Below are 17,066 nucleotides of genomic sequence, written 5' to 3'. Positions count from 1 at the left end.
TTGGAGGAAATGATGGAGATCTACTTTGTGAGGCATGGGGAGACTGAATGGAACAACAGCAACCGCTGGCAAGGAAGATCAGATATTCCCTTGTCAGAGAGAGGTAGAGGACAAGCCGAGAAGACGGGCAGGTTTCTCAAGGGACTAATTCCCAATGCGGCGGCGGTCTTTTCCAGTGACCTAATAAGAGCAAGAGAGACTGCTGAAATCATTGGTCTCCATCTGGGCAAATCTCCAGTCGTCAACCCTGTTCTTCGTGAAGCAGATGTTGGCCTTTGGAACGGCCTTTGCATTAGTGAGGCTTTCGAGAGTTTTGGAAAGCTGATTGAGTACTGGCGTAAGGACCCATGGGCTGACATTCCAGACACAGAACCGCTGGGCGCAGTTCAGAGAAGAGCAATTGAATTTTTAAGGTATCTCTCTTCTAATTTTGCAGGAAAGCAAGTAATTGTCGTCTCTCACGCACTGCTGATTAGAACTGCCCTCTGTCATGCGATGGGGCTGCCGCTTGAGAATCACTATCGACTTTCAGTTCACAATTGCTCAGTGTCCTCAATTAGAGCTGAAGGAGCAGAAAGTAGAGTTCTTGAGCTGAATCTGTGGCGACATCTGGAGGATTACTAGTGGCAATGGAAGTGAGAGTTAACCTTCTACCACGCTTGCTCAACGAGGAGACTGACGTTGCAGTAGTGATTGATGTACTTAGAGCTACCAGCACTATAACGGCTGCGCTGCATTTCGGAGCTAAGAAGATAGTGCCTGTGCTTTCAGTTGAAGAAGCAAAGAAATACAGGGAGGGCAACTCTGAAGTGCTTATAGGTGGCGAAAGAGGGTCAACAAGGATTGAAGGTTTTGATCTTGGTAATTCCCCATGCGAGCTCTCCAGAGAGATTATTGAAGGGAAGGAATTGGTGATAACTACAACCAACGGAACCGTTGCGGTTTCAAGATCAAAGAAGGCAAGAAAAGTAATACTTGCTTCTTTTCTAAATCTGAGAAGCGTTGGTAGTCTGCTGAAAAAGGAAAGTGGGAGAATAGAGTTACAGTGCGCAGGTACCGACGGCGATCCTTCACTGGAAGACACTTTACTGGCGGGGGCTCTCGTTTCTCAGCTAGAAATCAGCCATTGCAATGACAGCTGTAGAATTGCCTCAGTACTTTATGAAGCTGTCAAGGATAATCTGGAGAGTTTCATTGTGGAGAATGGAGTTCATGCGAAGAGACTTCTCTCTCTTGGTTTTTATGAAGACGTAAGATTTTGTGCTAAAATCAATTTGTACGACCTGATCCCGTTTTGGCGGGATGATGGATTCGTGCGGGGGTAGTTCGATGGAATTCGTTTCTAATGCTTTTTTTGTTATAGCAATGGGTGCGCTATTTCTATCATTGATTTTCTTTGAGATTGGTACGAAAAAGGTGCGCAAGCCAAAAAGCGAAGTGAAGCCAGAAGATTACAAACCTTATGATAAGAAAGGCTGGTATTCCCTTGTTGCAGCGGGAGGGTTTCTTGCTCTGTCTTTGTTGTTTGCATTGATTTTGTGAAGGTCGAGGGGGTTGATGAAATGCCTAGCAAGCTAGCAGTCGACAACGTCGTTTCGAAACTGCCGGGGGTTCACAGCGCACGAATCGTTTACGATGAGAGCGGAGAAATGGTCGAAATTCATGTTCTGGCAGACATTTCCAAACCGGCAAAACAATTAGTTAGAGACATCGAAACAGCAATCTTCGCTTCGAGCGGGATCAAGATTGATAGAAAGATAGTCTCTATCGCACAGATATCTCTTGATTCCGGCGATGAAGAAGAGGCTTCGGTAATAAGACCTTACCAGAAGGAAGAAGTCCAAGGGTACAACTTCCAACTTACCAGTCTTGAAACAAAAGCTACGATAAGGCGGCTCGATATCACTGTAATCCTAGATTATGAGGGAAAAGAGCTTGAGGGTTCTTCCATAGTTGATGTTGGCGATGACGAGAAATACATGGCGATTGTAGAGTCTACCGTTGCTGCCATCAGAGATGTCATACCTAGTTTCAGGATTGAGTTTATTGAAAAGCTGGAATACGGGATGACGGAAATTGTCATGGCTGTGGGATCTTCACTGGTAAATGGAAAGAGAAAGAGAGAAGCTGGCGCGAGGCTCTGCAAAAAGGATAGCCTGAACGATTTCGCACTGGTCGTTCTGGAGATAATAAACAAGATCTGAATTCTAAAACACTGATTGCATAACTGCGGAGGTGCTTTGATGGATTTGTCGCACTTTGTCTCTTCTGTAACGCCCTCGGCCACACTTGAATTTAACAAGAAGGCCCTGGACCTTGCAAAATCAGGAGAGAATGTCGTGAAATTAACTGCCGGGGAACCTGATTTCCCTACTCCTCGGCCTATTGTTGATGCAGCGATCAAAGCCTTGAATGAGGGGAAAACGAAGTACACAAATGCCTCTGGAATTGATGAGTTAAGAAAGGCGATCACTGTGAAACTTCGGAAGGATAACGGTCTTAACTACTCACCTGAGGAAATTGTGGTTTCAAACGGGGGGAAGCAAGCGATTTATAACGTGCTTAAAGCCTTGTTGAACGTGGGTGATGAAGTGGTTATTGTTTCTCCTGCCTGGGTAAGCTATGAGGCTCAAATTCTCCTGTGCGGTGGTGTACCTGCAGTTGTTCCGGCAAGAATCGAAAAGGGTTTTGTGCCCGAAATCTCTGAAATTGAAAAAGCAATTACCGATAAGACACGCGCAATAATTATAAACTCTCCAAACAACCCGACCGGAGCTATATATCCCGAAGAGTTTCTTCGAGACCTGGGTAATCTCTGCATAGAAAGAGATCTTTTTGTTATTTCCGATGAAGTGTATGAGAAGCTCGTGTTTGATGCACCACATTTCTCTATTGCCTCGATTGAGGGTATGAAAGAGAGGACTGCGGTGATTAACGCTTTCTCAAAAACTTATGCAATGACGGGCTGGAGAATTGGCTATTCCGCAACATCGATGGAGGTGACCAGGGCGATTTCGAAGATTCAAAGCCACCTTTCCTCGAATGTCAACACAATGGCTCAGTACGCCGCCGTGAAGGCTTTTGAAGTCGACACGTCTTCGATGGTAGAAGAGTTTCGGAAGAGGAGAGATTACGTAGTCTCAAAGCTGGGCCAAATTGGATTGAAGTTCAGCAAGCCTGCTGGAGCCTTCTATGTTTTCATAGATATTAGATCTTTTCTTGGAGGAAGGTTCAAGAACTCAAATGATTTTGCAATCGGCCTTCTTGAAGAGCAGAAGGTCGGAATGGTTCCTGGAAGTGCATTCAGCTACGAAGGGTTCATAAGAATGTCGTTTTCGAGTTCAACCGAAGAACTTAGAGAGGGACTAGACAGATTTGACAGATTTCTGAAGACGCTTTGACTATCGTCCCGTCCAATCTAGACTCCATCTGAATGATTGGGTAAGGGACTGAACGCTCTCGAGGTCAGACTTTGATAGGTCATCAAGCATCCTGTTCATTGCATCTCTGAAGGCATACTGAGTGTTTCCCGAACGAATTTCCATAAGGCATTCTACTGTCGCAGCAAATTGGTCGGCTGCCCACACGAGTCTACCTTCATGAGATTCAAATGGATCCAGCATTCTGTATTTAAGCTCTTTGATAAGTCTATCTGGCATTCCGGCTAGCAGATTTTCGGTTACCATTCGTTCCTCAACTTGAGCTATCACTTCCTCGAAGCCCGGGACTTTTTTCTTCGTTGGAGTGATTATGTCACCTGTCATGCTTTCTGGAATATCATGTAGAAGAGCTAGTTTAACGGATTCAACCGGATTAATCACGTTGCCATTTTCCTCCTCCATACAGGAGAGAATGTACGCCGTTATTGTAACGTAGAATGAATGAGCGGCAACGGTGGTCGGTACGTTTCTGTTCAGTCTGTTCCAGCGGACGGCCCGCAGCAGAACTATCAAGGCATTTGTGTAGCGTTCTAGCCACTCAGCGTCAGCTATTAGACGATACGGTTCAAAGCTTCTGAAGGTTTCTATCCGTTGCTCCAGGTCTTTCAGCGGTCTGCTGAAGAAGTCAGGAAAATATCTGGCATGGATGCCGGCTTCGAGTTTGGCGGAGAGAAGGTCTCCGGTCTGGATTATTTTGCCTTCGATTGTATCGTCTTTTGAGTGAACCATCGAAAGGTAGAAAGGATCGTGTCTATCGTCAGGAAGGTACTGAACTATTTCCTCCACCGTTCTTGAGAAGACATCGTTCCACTTGTCAGGTGAAAGCGACTTGATCAGTACCTTTGTGTCCACAGAGATGTCGGAGAGAACGCATTTTGGGAGTTCTTTGAGAACAAGCCTCTGAAATAGTTTTTTGTCGTCGATATGAAGACCGTTGAGGCCGGCCATCTCGGACATTAGCAGACAGTACTGGGCCGAGATGAAGGCGTTCTCGGCCTCGTTGGTCCTGAGTAGAGTCGGTGTGTTGTTCCATCTATACATAGTGAAGAGATTTGTTGCCAGTTCCAGAAGTTTCACGTATCCTTGAAACACTGAGGCACCTCCCGAATGCAGTGCATTGATATATGTTGTTACAATTATAGGTGTTTGCTTGAATAAATAAAAGTCTTCAGTTGGGAAAGAGGCGGTTTCATGAATATTGATAAGTGGACAAACAGGACCTATCCCGTTTTCGATGAGAACAGAAGTCTTAAGGAAATCCTTACCGAAACTAAGAAAATTGGATTGACAACTATCATTTCGGTAGACAAGGAGGGGAGATTATCTGGGATTGCACGACTAGATGAGATTTCGGAGAGAGATATTCCCGGGTTGCTTTCAGAAGTCATCAGTGAACCTGTTTTTTACTGTCGAGATTCGGACTTTATTGAAGATGCGGCTCTGATGCTGATTGAGAGTCACGACTATATTCTTCCCGTTGTGAATGATGATTTTGTGGTTGTTGGGGCAATAGGAGTCTTCGAGATTCTTGAAGGTTTGATGGAATTCACTGCTATGGACAAACCAGGGACAAGGATTTCAATCGTTTTGGATGACAAACCCGGTGCTCTTAGAGATGTTGTGGACTTCCTTGCTGAAAGAGAAGTAAACATTCTTTCTATAATCACGTCGGCATCGGAAAGCGAAGATTCCAGGCGTGTCGTGATAAGAACCGACGAGTCTGACATAAGTATGATAGCCGAAATCCTTCAAGAACAAGGGATTCCGTTCGAAAGTATAAGCGAAGAGGAGGGTTTCAGTGTCTGAATTTGCCAGTTACCTCTTGCTAGGAGTAGTGCAAGGAGCAACGGAGTTTCTTCCCGTTTCTTCATCCGGGCATCTCACAATCTTCTCCAGTTTTCTAAACGTACCACTTGACACCGAATCGAAGGCTGCCTTTTTTGCTGTCTTGCATCTTGCTACTTTTTTTGCTGTTCTGTTGTTTACATTCAAAGATCTGTGGGCGATCTTAACTGGTCTAAGCAGGCCGGAAAAAAGAAGTTCGTCGATCAAATACATTTTGCTGCTTCTCATAGCAACGCTACCTGCGGTTTTGGCGGGGTTCTTGCTGGAGGATGAAATTAAATCTCTCTTTTCTGATGTTGCCTTCACTTCGATCATGCTTTTTGTTACGGCTGTTGCACTATTCATTTCTGATAGATTCAAAGGTGACAGAAGAATTCTTGACCTGTCTGTTGCGGGCGCGCTGTCGATTGGAATTTTTCAAGCTGCTGCAATAGCTCCGGGAATATCCAGGAGCGGCCTGACAATATTTGGCGCTCTACTCATTGGAATGATGAGAAGTGATGCAGTTAGGTTCTCATTCCTTCTGAGTCTTCCGGTAACTTTCGGAGCCGGCATTCTCGAGATTTCGAGAGTAAGTCTTCCTCTTTCAACTGTTCTGTTAGCATCTCTTCTCGCCTTCCTTATGGGGATAGTTGGACTATGGCTCCTCAAAAAACTTGTTTTGAAGCGCCGTCTGAGATTCTTTGGCATATACTGTATAATTATAGGGACGATTGGATTGATTTTTCGAGGAGTGATGTGACTTGGACTTGAATCTCCTCTTTCCCGGCAGTATCGTCTATGTGCCGGGAATGGTGGATGCCCCTACAAGTAGTTGCGCTTTGCTTGTGGAAAATGACAAAAAAATACTCGTCGACCCCGGCGGGTTTCCTTCAATTAAGATTCTGGAAGAAAGATTAGCTTCTCTGGGCCTTTCCCCGGATACTATTACCGACATAATGTTGACTCATTTTCATCTAGATCACGCATTCAATAGCATATTCTTCCCCAATGCGACAATTCATTTGCACGTCAATTATAAGAGCAGGGACTATGGTTCTTTCGGCCCTATAGTAGGATCAATGTATCTAAAAATCATTGATTCATGGAAAAGAGTCGACACATTCAGTGGTGGTGAGAAGATTATGGGAGCCATTGATGTTCTCGAATCTCCGTATCATTCCCGAGATCATGTTTCCTTCTTCCTTGAAACGGAAAATCATGGTAAAGTTTTTATTTGTGGTGATGTGTGCACCAGACAGATTCACTATCACGAAATGCGTAAAGGTATGAGATCAGATGCAGCGGCAGCTTTCGTTACTGATTACTTCGAAAGAGTCGATACTGTCATCTTCTCTCACGACCTGCCGTTATTCAAGAGGTGATTGAATGAAGGTACTTTTTGTTTCATACGAAGTTTATCCAATCGCGAAAGTCGGAGGTCTTGCAGATGTTGCTGGAGCTCTGCCAAAGTATCTTAAAGATCTTGGGGTAGAAATCGATATTTTAATGCCATTCCACAAGTCCATAGACAGGAATATAGCTTCAAAGACTGGAGAAGTCCGGAAGACAAGGTTCTTGAAGAGAGAAATCTCTTTTGAACTCCACAAGAAATCACGTCCACTTGGCAACGTAGATGTCTTTCTTCTGCGCAATGACGATCTCATGAATTCCGAGGAAGTCTATGGAGCATCGGATCTTGGGCTTCAGGCCATGAGTTTTTCCGATGCCGCGGCAGGTTTTGCTGTTGATAGGGGTTATGATATTGTCCACCTAAATGACTGGCATACAGGCTTGATGGCTGTATATCTGAAGCAGGGCAACGCAAATTGCAGAACCGTCTTTTCAGTACACAATCTTGCTTACCAAGGTACTTATGGCAGGAAATACCTCCAACTCTCAGGTATTGAGAGTCGTTTCCTCAATGGCGTCACATCAGGGAACAACATCAACTTCATGAAGGCGGGTTTAGAATATTCTGACAAGCTAAGTACCGTATCCCCCACGTATGCCAATGAAATTCAGACGGAAGAATACGGAGCAGGCCTGGAAAAGGTCCTTTCGAGAAGAAACAGAGATCTAGTTGGGATTCTAAATGGAATCGACTACTCCGAGTACGATCCCGAGAAGGATACTCGATTGTGGGTAAACTACGGTCTTGATAGTATCGAGAAGAAGAAAATAAATAAATCGAATCTGCAGTTGCTGGTAGGTCTTCCGAAGAATCGAGAACCACTCGTTGGACTCATTTCCCGTCTAGTAGACCAGAAAGGGCTTGATCTCATAGAGGAGATTCGAGGCGAATTAATGAGGCTTCCAATCCAGTTAGTTGTATTGGGAACAGGAGATAAGAAGTACGAGAAGATGTTCAAAGACCTTCAAGAGAATTATCCCGACAAAGTTGCTGTGAGACTTACTTTCGATCTTGATCTTGCGCAAAAAATATATGCGGGTGCAGATTTGTTCTTGATGCCATCCAGATATGAGCCTTGTGGCCTGGGTCAGATGTTTTCAATGAGATATGGAACTGTTCCAGTTGTTAGATATACGGGTGGACTGGCAGATACTGTGAAAGAGTATGGTCTTTCAGACCACGGCAATGGTTTCGGTTTTGTTGATTATAGTGGCGAATGCCTTCTCGAGGCTCTGAAAAAGGCTCTTGAGGTCTATAACGACGACGATACTTGGCGAGAGGTCGTGCGTAACGCAATGAAAGAAGATTTCTCTTGGGAGGCCTCGGCTGAGAACTATCTTTCCTTATATAAGCAAACATTGGAGGTCAAAAGCAATGCCTGAACTCAGAAAAGATCCAATAATTAAGAGATGGGTAATTATTGCGACTGAAAGAGCAAGACGTCCGCATGATTTCATAAATGCAAGAGAAAAAGTTGAATCTGCCTTCTGTCCGTTTGACTACGGAAATGAACACACAACACCACCAGAAGTAATGGCTTTTAGGCCAGCAGATACTGCGAAAGATAGCCCAGGGTGGTGGGTGAGGGTGGTTCAGAACAAATTTCCTGCACTGGATTCAAGTGTCGAGCCGGAGCGATTTGGCCATGGGATATATGATGTAATTAAGGGATTTGGAACTCATGAAGTGATTATTGAAACACCTGATCACAATGCCTCCATGGCAACTCTATCTTACGAGCAGATCAAAGAGGTTATCTGGGCTTACAAGGAACGTCATCAGGTACTCGAGAAAGACGCCAGAATAAAGTACATCTTAATATTCAAGAATCATGGAAGAGAAGCGGGAGCCTCACTTGTGCATTCTCACAGTCAACTTATTGCAACTCCAATAGTACCGAAGAGGGTTGCTGAAGAAATAGCAGGGTCGGCTGATTACTATCGTTTCAGAGAGAGATGCGTTTATTGTGATATGGTAAATCAAGAGGGTCTAGAAGGGACGAGAGTTGTCGAGGAAAACAGCGATTTTGTTGCCTTTGAACCTTTTGCAGCACGATTCCCCTTTGAGACATGGATACTTCCGAAGGTTCACAGCAGTAATTTTGGAGACATATCGGCCTCTCAGATCGATAGTTTTTCTGTGATTCTCAAAAACATGTTGCTGAGAATTCATAAGGCCCTCGATAACCCTCCCTACAATTTCATGTTACATACCGGGATAAAAGCTATTGAGCAGTCGGATCACTACCACTGGCATTTGGAGATTGTCCCAAGACTTACGAGGGTTGCTGGATTTGAGTGGGGCTCAGGTTTCTATATAAATCCCATGCCCCCCGAACATGCGGCCATGTATCTTCGTGAGGTAAGCATTGAGGAGGAATGAAATGGAGACGAAAGTAAGTGATGAGCTGCTAAAGCATCTGGAAGGTCTTGCAAAGCTCGAACTGAAAGAAGAAGAACGAATTGGATTGAAGAAGGACATTGAGGAAATACTGCAATATATGACGCTCCTCGATCAGGTTGATTTCGATGAAGAAGAGATGATCTCTCCCGTAGAGAAGAGTCTTGAACCTAGAGAAGACAACTTTGTCCAGTTTGAAGATTCAAAGCTCTTAATAGATCTCTTCCCTGAGCGGGAAGGAAACTATCTTAAGGTGCCGAGAATATATAAAGAAGAGAAATGAGCAACGATTCTGGCAGAAGATACGAAGAACTAGCCTGTGAATACCTGAAGAAATCAGGATACAAGGTGAAGGCTAGGAACGTTTCTTACAGATTCGGTGAAATCGATATTGTAGCTCTCAAAGGAAAGACGTTGGTCTTTGTTGAAGTTAAGGGTGGAAGCTCTTTCAGACTACCAAGGTACAGAGTAGATGAAAGAAAACTCAGGCGGTTGGAGTTTGCCGCTCAAAGATACATACTCAGCGAAAAACCCGTATTCAGTGAGGCAAGGCTGGATGTTATCGAGGTTCTGGAAAACGGAAAAGTCAACCATTTGAAAGCAGTTGGAAGGTGGTAGAGTGCTAAGAGATGGTCTAGCAATTAACGAAGAGTACAAGAGATGGCTCGAAAACTCAACTGAAGAGATGAAAGAGGAGCTAATGAGATTCTCTCCAAGTGACATTCGGGAGAGCTTCGGATTAGATTTGAAATTTGGAACGGGTGGGATGCGGGGAATACTTGGCGCTGGAACCAACCGGATGAATGCTTTCACAGTCAGGAGAGCTACTTTGGGTTTCGGACGTTGGATCTCTGAGAGATTCAGTAACCCATCGGTCGTTATTGCTTTTGACACCAGACATAAGTCTGCTCATTTTGCTGAGGTCACTGCCGAGGTTCTTTCTTCCATGGGCGTCAAGGTTCACTTGTTTATTGAGCCTATGCCTGTTCCCGTTCTTAGTTTCGCCGTAAGAGTGCTGAAAGCAAGCGGTGGTGTTGTGATAACGGCAAGCCATAACCCACCTCAATACAACGGCTACAAGGTCTACACTTCTGACGGTACACAGGCAGTTCCCAGGTTTGCAGAAGAGATAATAGAGAAAGTTGAGAAGTCAGATTTCTTCGAGAACTATACTCCTGACAAAACGTTGATTGAGAATGTTCCGAATTCTTTGCTTGAAGAATTCATAGAGACGGTGAAGAAGAATGTTTTGGGACTATGCTCCGACTACGACGGACTTAGTGTTGTCTATACACCTCTCCATGGAAGTGGGAACTATCCCGTTTATAAAACCCTTTCAGACCTAGGTCACAGGGTCAAGCGAGTGGGGGAGCAAACGCTCCCGGATGGCAACTTTCCTACTGTGAAGAGTCCCAATCCCGAGGACTTGAATGCCTTTTCTATGGCTCTTAATGTTGCAGAAGAAGCGGAAGCCGATCTTCTGATAGCGACCGATCCTGACTGTGACAGACTGGGAATAATGGTGAAGCACAAAGGAGCCTACACAGCTCTTAACGGGAATCAGACGGGAGTTATAATGACGGCCTTCATTCTTGAAAGATTGAAAGAATCTCTTCCAAAAGATCCATTCATTGTTAAGACGATTGTATCAACTGATCTTGTCAAGAAAATCGCTGCTAAATATAACGTGAAAGTGAAGGAGACCCTTACGGGTTTCAAGTTTATTGGTGAGATCATTGAAAAATCGGACGTCGAGGGAAAAGGCAGCTATCTTTTTGGCTTTGAAGAGAGTTACGGCTCACTGTATGGAAAGCACGCAAGGGATAAGGACGCCATAAGCGCCGCGGCCCTGGCCTGCACAATTGGAGGCTTTCTGAAACGGTCTGGGATGACGATGATCGACTATCTCGAAGAGATTTATGAAGAACATGGTCACTATGTCGAAGCCCTTGTGAACAAGGTTTATGTTGGAATTGAAGGCGAAGCGAAAATCGAGTCAATAATGAGGAAACTGAGAACCAGAAGACCCTTAAAGATGGGGAACGAAACAGTTAGAGAGTTCAGAGATTATTTGGAAGACTCCGGTGATTTGCCGGCGGCAGATGTGATATCCATAGAGATGGAAGATGATTCAAAGATAATTGTCAGACCTTCTGGAACAGAACCAAAAATAAAGTTCTACCTTATGGCTAGAGGTGATAACGAGGAAAAAGCGAGAAAGAGGATAGAAGAACTTAGAGAACTGGTTGAAGGGATTGAGGGCCTATGAATTATAAGTACGCACACATACTTTACCGGGAGGAGGAGTTTCTCACACCGAAAAGAGCGACTTTCGATCATAGAACGAAAACGGGTTTCATGACCACCTGGTCTACCGAGCATTCCAGTGAGTTGCTTGAGTACAAGTACTGGAACTGCCTCAGTGCATGTGGTCTTGAAAGTTCTACGAGAAGGAAAATCTCTTTCGAAAGAAAGCACAGCGATGCGAATCTTCTTTACTTCAAGTACGAACTCGAAGTCCCAGAAGCTCTCGAAGGGTACTTCGATCCGACAACACTTGAAGTGATATCGAAGAGTCTTTCTGTTCGGGAGACTACTGAAGAAGTATACAAGATGTTGAAAGATTATGAGCAGGGATCGTTAAGATTTAACGATCAGCGCTTTTCATCCTGGCTTGCTGGGAAAGTCGAACGACTGCAAATAAGCCATAGCGAGAAAAATGAACTCGAAAACTCATTGATTAAGTATGTGGAGACCATAGTTGGAAGGGTTCTCTGGACAGTCTATAACGGTGATTTGCCAAAAATGGGAAAGGATCTCTCTTCGATGGTTTATCTCTATACTGAAATGCTTGATCTGACGGCCTCGAAGTAATCATGAAGAGATTCGCTGCTGTAGTCTCATACGATGGAACTGACTTCTTCGGCTTTCAGAATCAGCCGGATATGCGGACGGTTCAGGGCGTCTTCGAGGAAGCTCTGGAGAGGATTCATAAGTTCAGTATCTCCAGCCAGGGCGCTGGGCGGACAGATACAGGGGTTCATGGATATGGACAGGTAATTGCATTTGATTCTAATCTAGACCGGTTGAGCGCCTCCACTATGAAAGATGCTCTGAACGCGAATCTTCCGTCTGACGTATATGTAAGGAAAGTACATGAAGTTGCGGAAAACTTTAGTCCCAGATTTGAGGCAAACAAGAGAATCTATCACTATTATATTTTGAATTCAAGTGAACCCGATATCTTTAGAAGAAGATTTGTCTGGTGGTTTCCCTATCCTCTCGATATTGAATCAATGAGAAGAGCAGGAAGCCATTTATTGGGGGAGCATGATTTTGCTGCTTTCAGAACCGGTAAGGACGATAGAAACCCGGTCAGAACTGTTTCCTCTATTAGAATAATCAAAGTCTCGCCTCACTTGATTCTCATTAGGGTAGAGGGAATTTCCTTTCTTAAGAGAATGGTTAGGAATATTGTTGGAACCCTTGTAAAAGTAGGTACGGGAGGCGTTTCGGAAGAAGCAGTAGCGGAATTCCTTTCCACTCGTGACAGATCTAGTCTTCCGGGAACTGCTCCACCGCAGGGACTTGTTTTCTACAAAGTGGTGTTTGATGAATTCGAAACGTAGACTCGATGAACTGTTATTTGATCTTGGACTGTCTGAAAGTAGAACAAAAGGAGCAGCTTTGATCAAGAACGGAAAAGTGACTGTAGATGGTATGATTGTTGTTAAGCCAAGCCATAAGGTGGATTCTGATAAAGAAATAGTTGTTATGGATCCTATAATTCCAGTCGGTCGCGGTTATTTCAAACTTCGAAAAGCCATTGACGCTTTCGAGATAAATGTTGAGGGAAAGAGAGTTATCGACGTCGGAGCCTCGACCGGTGGGTTCACGCAGTTGCTACTTGAGAAAGGTGCAGACAGGGTGCTTTGTGTTGATGTTGGCAGAGATCAGATCAGTCACCGCATAAAAGACGATGAACGAGTTGTCTCACTGGAATCTACTGATATTAGAGGTTTGACGCTTGAACAGGCCGGCGGAAAAGCAGATTTGCTTACTGCTGACCTTTCTTTCATATCAACGGTGACAGTTGCTGGTCTTCTGAGAAGTTTCTTGGAGGATGGGGGGGAAGCAGTAGTCCTTGTGAAGCCCCAATTCGAAGCTGGTCCAGGTGTGGTCAAGAAAGGATTGGTGAATTCCAGGAATGTTCATGTTGAAATTCTGGAAGCGTTTGTAAAGGCATTTCGGACCAATGATTTGTTTCCCGTTGGATTGACTTTCTCACCAATTAGGGGTAAGAAAGGCAATATTGAATACCTTCTTTATTCGGTTGTAGAAGAGAGATCATTCGAATTCGACTTCGAACGATTGGTAGAGGAAGCCTTTGGTTTCTTTGATCGGGATAGCAGTTATAAGGTTGAAGGGAGGGAAAACCCCGGTTCAGCAAAGGGTTGATTCGGGAAAGCTTGAAATTCTTACTCATTCTTTTTTTAGCACTTATTTTCTTTTCTGGAGTAATGGCACAGGAGATTTTTGATTTCGTTCCTGAAGATGTTGGCTATTTTCTTATCCTACGAGGATTGAGGTCAACAATGGAAGTTCTAAGGGACAGCACAAATTTCTTTGGCGCATATCTGGGCGATAATGGATTCGGGGCTGAAAGAGCCTTCTACGGAATAATTGATGCCGCTGGTTACAACGCAGAAGTTGATACAAGTTTCCTGAAAGATGCTCTAAATAACGATATTCTTCTTGTTGGCGAAGGCATAGATCTTTCGTTAGACGACTTGCTCATGTTCGACCCCTTTTATTTGCTTGAGAAACTCAAGCTTACGAAGAACAGAGTCTTTATGGCGTGGAGAACAACCAGTTCTTTCCAGCTTCTAAAAGCGGTTGCAGCGCTTCTTGATATGGCAATATTTGTCCAGCCTGGAGAAAATGTGAACGAGTTGAGGAGCAGTACTGGAACTCTCTTCTTTCATACCGGTGATGACTATCTGATTATTGGTGGAAACAAGGACGCAGTCACACTGGCTACGAAGACTTATTCAGGTGAAGGACGTAGATTGCTGGAATCAAACGGCAGGGGCAGAGAAGTCGCTGAAATGAGTTACGACTACACTCTTGCTGGTTACATTGATGGTGACCGTTTTCAGCTTGATCTGGGTCTGGAGTCGACTTTTTCTATTGAGAGTACGGTGGTCTTTGCGCGACCCGAAGGACATACGCTAACTGCTACAATAGTTCAGGATACACTTTTCCTGAACAATGAAGATCTTCAGAAGATGCTATCTTTATCAGACACAAAGGAATTGGAGGCATCAAAGGAGACCTTTGGGGACTACACGGTCTTCTTTCCCTCGTCATCGGTTGAGACTCTAAGAAAGGAGCTTGCTCACTGGTTTGAGCTCGATCTTGAGCCGTATAAAGAGCTGGCGGATTTCGTTGTGCTGCTATCTAGAGAGAGCATTGGTAATACCAGGATATACGGAGACCTGGTTTCGGAGACTCCCAGAGTAACGGTCGTCTTCACTAATAAGAGCTCCGATACCGACAGACTTGAAGCCCCACTAAAAGAGTGGGGAGCAATTCAGTCAGCGCATAAAGGTAGCCGTATCTACGAGCTTGAAAATGATTTCGATACCATCTACTTCATATTTTCTAGTGAAACAACGGTACTCACTTCACTCACACCAGATGAGTACTTCAGGTTACTCTCGGATGCTGAGAGTCTCAGTAACAACATCAGCTACAACTTTGTCAGGGAACTCGGTCTGGAGAAAGATATTGCACAGGGCTTCATCGATGTGAAGAAGGTATTCAAAGCTCTTATGGGGATCTCTGTGGATAGTGCGCTCTTTTATCAGCAGACCTTCATTGATAACGGCAACATGATTCACGCGCTGCGCTTTTATTGAGGTGATTCAATGGGAATTCTTTCGAACATATTCGATAAGAACCGAATACTTCTAAAGAAGTACTCTAGAGTAGTTGAAGTCATTAACGACCATGAGCAAGCCATAGAAAAATTTGAAAAGAAAGACTTTGCAAAGAAAACGGAAGAGTTCAAATCCCGGGTCTTGGAGGGTCAATCTCTTGATTTAATTCTGCCCGAAGCTTTTGCTCTGGCAAGAGAGGCCGCGAAAAGGACTGTTAGTATGAGGCCCTTCGACGTGCAGTTGATGGGTGCGCTAGCTCTTAACGAAGGCAAGATCGCTGAGATGAAAACCGGTGAAGGAAAGACACTGGTGGCAACAATGCCATTGTATCTGAATGCTCTTTCGGGCAAGGGTTGTCATCTAGCAACCGTGAACGACTATCTTGCGAAGAGAGATGCTGGCTGGATGGGTCCGGTGTATGAATATCTTGGATTACGGGCAGGATTCATTCAGGCGGCCATGGAGCCGTCGCTAAGAAAAGATGCCTATAACTGTGATATTACATACGGAACGGCCAACGAGTTTGGATTCGACTACCTTAGGGATAATCTCGTATACTCTCTTGAGAATAAGGTTCAACGCGGACATAATTTCGTAATTGTGGATGAGGCCGATTCAATACTAATTGATGAAGCTAGAACCCCGTTGATCATATCTGGTCCGGCTCAAGACTCTTCAAATCTGTACAGGCAATTTGCCTTCTTTGCAAAGCGTTTTCAGGCGGAAAAAGACTTCGTTGTTGATGAGAAAGACAGAACAGTGACTCTTACAGACGAGGGTATAGCAAAGGCTGAGAAGCTTCTGCAAATTGACAATCTTTATGATCCGAGTAATTATGACTACATTTTCCACCTTCTGAATGCTTTGAAAGCCATGAATCTCTACAAGAAAGAGGTTGATTATCTGGTTACTCAGGAAGGTGAAGTTGTCATTGTGGATGAGTTTACCGGCAGATTATTGCCGGGAAGAAGGTACTCTGAAGGTCTCCATCAGGCAATAGAGGCGAAGGAAAATGTACAGATTAGACAGGAATCGGTTACTTTCGCCACGATTACCTTTCAAAACTACTTCAAGCAATACGACAAAGTAGCAGGAATGACGGGGACGGCGGCGACTGAAGAGTCGGAGTTCATTTCGATTTATAACACGCCAGTTGCGGTAATACCTACTAACAAGAACGTAATCCGGCAGGACAAGGAAGACTCAATATACAAGACCAAAGAAGAAAAAAATGAAGCAACAATAAATGAGATTGCCGAACGTTATGAAAAAGGACAACCCGTGCTTGTAGGAACAACTTCTATTGAGAAGAGCGAGCTCTTGAGCAAAATGCTCCAGAAAAGGGGAGTTCCCCATGAGGTTCTAAACGCAAAGTACCATGAGAGAGAAGCCGAAATTGTTGCAAAAGCAGGTGAACGAAAGACCATTACAATCGCGACAAACATGGCAGGAAGAGGAACAGACATTAAGCTAGGAGAGGGTGTCGTAGAGCTAGGGGGGCTCTATGTTCTCGGTACCGAAAGACACGAAAGCAGGAGAATAGACAATCAGCTCGTAGGAAGATCTGGCAGGCAGGGGGATCCGGGAGAGTCAAGATTCTTCCTTTCTACCGAAGATGATCTCATAAGGCTTTTCGGCGGAGAACGGATGCAGTCCATAATGAATACTCTCAAGATTGAAAGAGGTCAGCCGATTGAACACTCGCTTTTAAGCAGGATTATTTTTTCTGCTCAGAAGAAGATTGAAGGAATGCACTTCGAGATCAGAAAGCGGCTCTATGAACTGGACTCAGTTATAGATCAGCAAAGAAGTGCAATCTATGCTCATCGAGACTGGGTACTGAAAGGTGAGGAAATAGATTCCAATGTCTTCGAGATAATTGAAGATGTTGTTGATCGAAGGGTGTCTGGGCTTCAGCAGCTGCCTCCTTTTGAAGATATCAAGGTCTCCTTTGGTTTCTTACCAGCGGGAGACATTGGCCGGCTCAAGGGCCTTAAGAACGTTGAGGAACTTAGAAACAATGCCCTATCGCTGCTGCAGGAGATA

At 44.5% G+C, this 17,066-nt stretch carries 19 protein-coding genes; 18 read left to right on the top strand and 1 reads right to left on the bottom strand.

What is annotated here, in order from left to right; translation table 11 throughout:
• Positions 1-12 precede the first annotated feature (12 nt).
• From B3K42_RS11960 to aspC, 5 genes are read left to right on the top strand one after another with little or no spacing between them, the layout of a single operon-like run.
• Entirely contained in the window at positions 13-624 is a 612-nt protein-coding gene (locus B3K42_RS11960; protein ID WP_110990028.1) for a histidine phosphatase family protein, read from the top strand.
• 5 nt (positions 625-629) lie between these two features.
• The gene (locus B3K42_RS11955) at positions 630-1,325 is read left to right on the top strand and encodes a 2-phosphosulfolactate phosphatase (RefSeq protein WP_110990071.1); all 696 of its coding nucleotides are present in this window, start codon (positions 630-632) and stop codon (positions 1,323-1,325) included.
• Positions 1,326-1,329: 4 nt separating this feature from the next.
• On the top strand, positions 1,330-1,542 hold the full coding sequence (locus B3K42_RS11950; RefSeq protein ID WP_110990029.1) for a hypothetical protein: 213 nt from the start codon (positions 1,330-1,332) through the stop codon (positions 1,540-1,542).
• Positions 1,543-1,562: 20 nt separating this feature from the next.
• Positions 1,563-2,204, top strand: a complete 642-nt coding sequence (locus B3K42_RS11945) for a hypothetical protein (protein ID WP_110990030.1) — start codon at positions 1,563-1,565, stop codon at positions 2,202-2,204.
• Between the two features lie 39 nt (positions 2,205-2,243).
• Positions 2,244-3,401: an aspartate aminotransferase gene (gene aspC / locus B3K42_RS11940; RefSeq protein WP_110990031.1), complete on the top strand. Its 1,158-nt coding sequence runs from the start codon at positions 2,244-2,246 to the stop codon at positions 3,399-3,401.
• Here aspC and B3K42_RS11935 read toward each other — a convergent pair whose 3' ends face one another.
• Complete coding sequence (locus B3K42_RS11935) at positions 3,402-4,532, bottom strand: HD domain-containing protein (RefSeq protein ID WP_110990032.1); 1,131 nt, start codon at positions 4,530-4,532, stop codon at positions 3,402-3,404.
• A gap of 99 nt (positions 4,533-4,631) precedes the next feature.
• Between B3K42_RS11935 and B3K42_RS11930 the strand changes: the two genes are divergently transcribed.
• The 13 genes from B3K42_RS11930 to secA form a co-directional block, all read left to right on the top strand.
• Positions 4,632-5,246 (top strand): ACT domain-containing protein, encoded by a 615-nt coding sequence (locus B3K42_RS11930; protein WP_110990033.1) that lies wholly within the window; start codon positions 4,632-4,634, stop codon positions 5,244-5,246.
• Positions 5,239-6,027, top strand: coding sequence for an undecaprenyl-diphosphate phosphatase (locus B3K42_RS11925; RefSeq protein ID WP_110990034.1), 789 nt, complete (start codon positions 5,239-5,241; stop codon positions 6,025-6,027). Before B3K42_RS11930 ends, B3K42_RS11925 begins: the two co-directional genes overlap by 8 nt.
• Before the next feature lies 1 nt (position 6,028).
• A complete protein-coding gene (locus tag B3K42_RS11920; RefSeq protein ID WP_110990035.1) occupies positions 6,029-6,649 on the top strand; it encodes an MBL fold metallo-hydrolase in 621 nt (206 codons plus the stop codon).
• A 4-nt stretch (positions 6,650-6,653) separates the two neighbouring features.
• Entirely contained in the window at positions 6,654-8,060 is a 1,407-nt protein-coding gene (locus B3K42_RS11915) for a glycogen synthase (RefSeq protein ID WP_110990036.1), read from the top strand.
• Positions 8,053-9,060: a galactose-1-phosphate uridylyltransferase gene (galT, locus tag B3K42_RS11910; protein ID WP_110990037.1), complete on the top strand. Its 1,008-nt coding sequence runs from the start codon at positions 8,053-8,055 to the stop codon at positions 9,058-9,060. The genes B3K42_RS11915 and galT overlap by 8 nt, the downstream gene beginning before the upstream one ends.
• Position 9,061: 1 nt before the next feature.
• A complete protein-coding gene (gene gatC / locus B3K42_RS11905) occupies positions 9,062-9,361 on the top strand; it encodes an Asp-tRNA(Asn)/Glu-tRNA(Gln) amidotransferase subunit GatC (protein ID WP_110990038.1) in 300 nt (99 codons plus the stop codon).
• Positions 9,358-9,696, top strand: a complete 339-nt coding sequence (locus B3K42_RS11900) for a YraN family protein (RefSeq protein ID WP_110990039.1) — start codon at positions 9,358-9,360, stop codon at positions 9,694-9,696. The genes gatC and B3K42_RS11900 overlap by 4 nt, the downstream gene beginning before the upstream one ends.
• A gap of 1 nt (position 9,697) precedes the next feature.
• The gene (locus B3K42_RS11895; protein WP_110990040.1) at positions 9,698-11,347 is read left to right on the top strand and encodes a phospho-sugar mutase; all 1,650 of its coding nucleotides are present in this window, start codon (positions 9,698-9,700) and stop codon (positions 11,345-11,347) included.
• Positions 11,344-11,952 carry a hypothetical protein gene (locus B3K42_RS11890; RefSeq protein WP_110990041.1) on the top strand — a complete coding sequence of 203 codons (609 nt, stop codon included), beginning with the start codon at positions 11,344-11,346 and terminating at the stop codon, positions 11,950-11,952. The genes B3K42_RS11895 and B3K42_RS11890 overlap by 4 nt, the downstream gene beginning before the upstream one ends.
• 2 nt (positions 11,953-11,954) lie before the next feature.
• A complete protein-coding gene (gene truA, locus B3K42_RS11885; RefSeq protein WP_110990042.1) occupies positions 11,955-12,707 on the top strand; it encodes a tRNA pseudouridine(38-40) synthase TruA in 753 nt (250 codons plus the stop codon).
• Complete coding sequence (locus tag B3K42_RS11880) at positions 12,691-13,536, top strand: TlyA family RNA methyltransferase (protein ID WP_110990043.1); 846 nt, start codon at positions 12,691-12,693, stop codon at positions 13,534-13,536. The genes truA and B3K42_RS11880 overlap by 17 nt, the downstream gene beginning before the upstream one ends.
• Before the next feature lie 137 nt (positions 13,537-13,673).
• Complete coding sequence (locus B3K42_RS11875; protein ID WP_292598957.1) at positions 13,674-14,999, top strand: hypothetical protein; 1,326 nt, start codon at positions 13,674-13,676, stop codon at positions 14,997-14,999.
• Between the two features lie 9 nt (positions 15,000-15,008).
• Positions 15,009-17,066 (top strand): preprotein translocase subunit SecA (gene secA / locus B3K42_RS11870; RefSeq protein ID WP_292598955.1); only part of this gene is annotated, 2,058 nt, incomplete at its 3' end.

Origin of the sequence: Mesotoga sp. UBA6090, assembly GCF_002435945.1 — a bacterium.
GTDB lineage: Bacteria > Thermotogota > Thermotogae > Petrotogales > Kosmotogaceae > Mesotoga.
Note: the sequence above shows the minus strand (reverse complement) of the source record. Positions and strands in the feature narration are given on the sequence as shown.

Coding starts and splice junctions, on each gene's coding strand:
- B3K42_RS11960 (WP_110990028.1), top strand. CDS start 13: ATGGAGATCTACTTTGTGAGGCATGGGGAGACTGAATGGAACAACAGC.
- B3K42_RS11955 (WP_110990071.1), top strand. CDS start 630: ATGGAAGTGAGAGTTAACCTTCTACCACGCTTGCTCAACGAGGAGACT.
- B3K42_RS11950 (WP_110990029.1), top strand. CDS start 1,330: ATGGAATTCGTTTCTAATGCTTTTTTTGTTATAGCAATGGGTGCGCTA.
- B3K42_RS11945 (WP_110990030.1), top strand. CDS start 1,563: ATGCCTAGCAAGCTAGCAGTCGACAACGTCGTTTCGAAACTGCCGGGG.
- aspC (WP_110990031.1), top strand. CDS start 2,244: ATGGATTTGTCGCACTTTGTCTCTTCTGTAACGCCCTCGGCCACACTT.
- B3K42_RS11930 (WP_110990033.1), top strand. CDS start 4,632: ATGAATATTGATAAGTGGACAAACAGGACCTATCCCGTTTTCGATGAG.
- B3K42_RS11915 (WP_110990036.1), top strand. CDS start 6,654: ATGAAGGTACTTTTTGTTTCATACGAAGTTTATCCAATCGCGAAAGTC.
- galT (WP_110990037.1), top strand. CDS start 8,053: ATGCCTGAACTCAGAAAAGATCCAATAATTAAGAGATGGGTAATTATT.
- gatC (WP_110990038.1), top strand. CDS start 9,062: ATGGAGACGAAAGTAAGTGATGAGCTGCTAAAGCATCTGGAAGGTCTT.
- B3K42_RS11900 (WP_110990039.1), top strand. CDS start 9,358: ATGAGCAACGATTCTGGCAGAAGATACGAAGAACTAGCCTGTGAATAC.
- B3K42_RS11890 (WP_110990041.1), top strand. CDS start 11,344: ATGAATTATAAGTACGCACACATACTTTACCGGGAGGAGGAGTTTCTC.
- truA (WP_110990042.1), top strand. CDS start 11,955: ATGAAGAGATTCGCTGCTGTAGTCTCATACGATGGAACTGACTTCTTC.
- B3K42_RS11880 (WP_110990043.1), top strand. CDS start 12,691: ATGAATTCGAAACGTAGACTCGATGAACTGTTATTTGATCTTGGACTG.
- B3K42_RS11875 (WP_292598957.1), top strand. CDS start 13,674: ATGGAAGTTCTAAGGGACAGCACAAATTTCTTTGGCGCATATCTGGGC.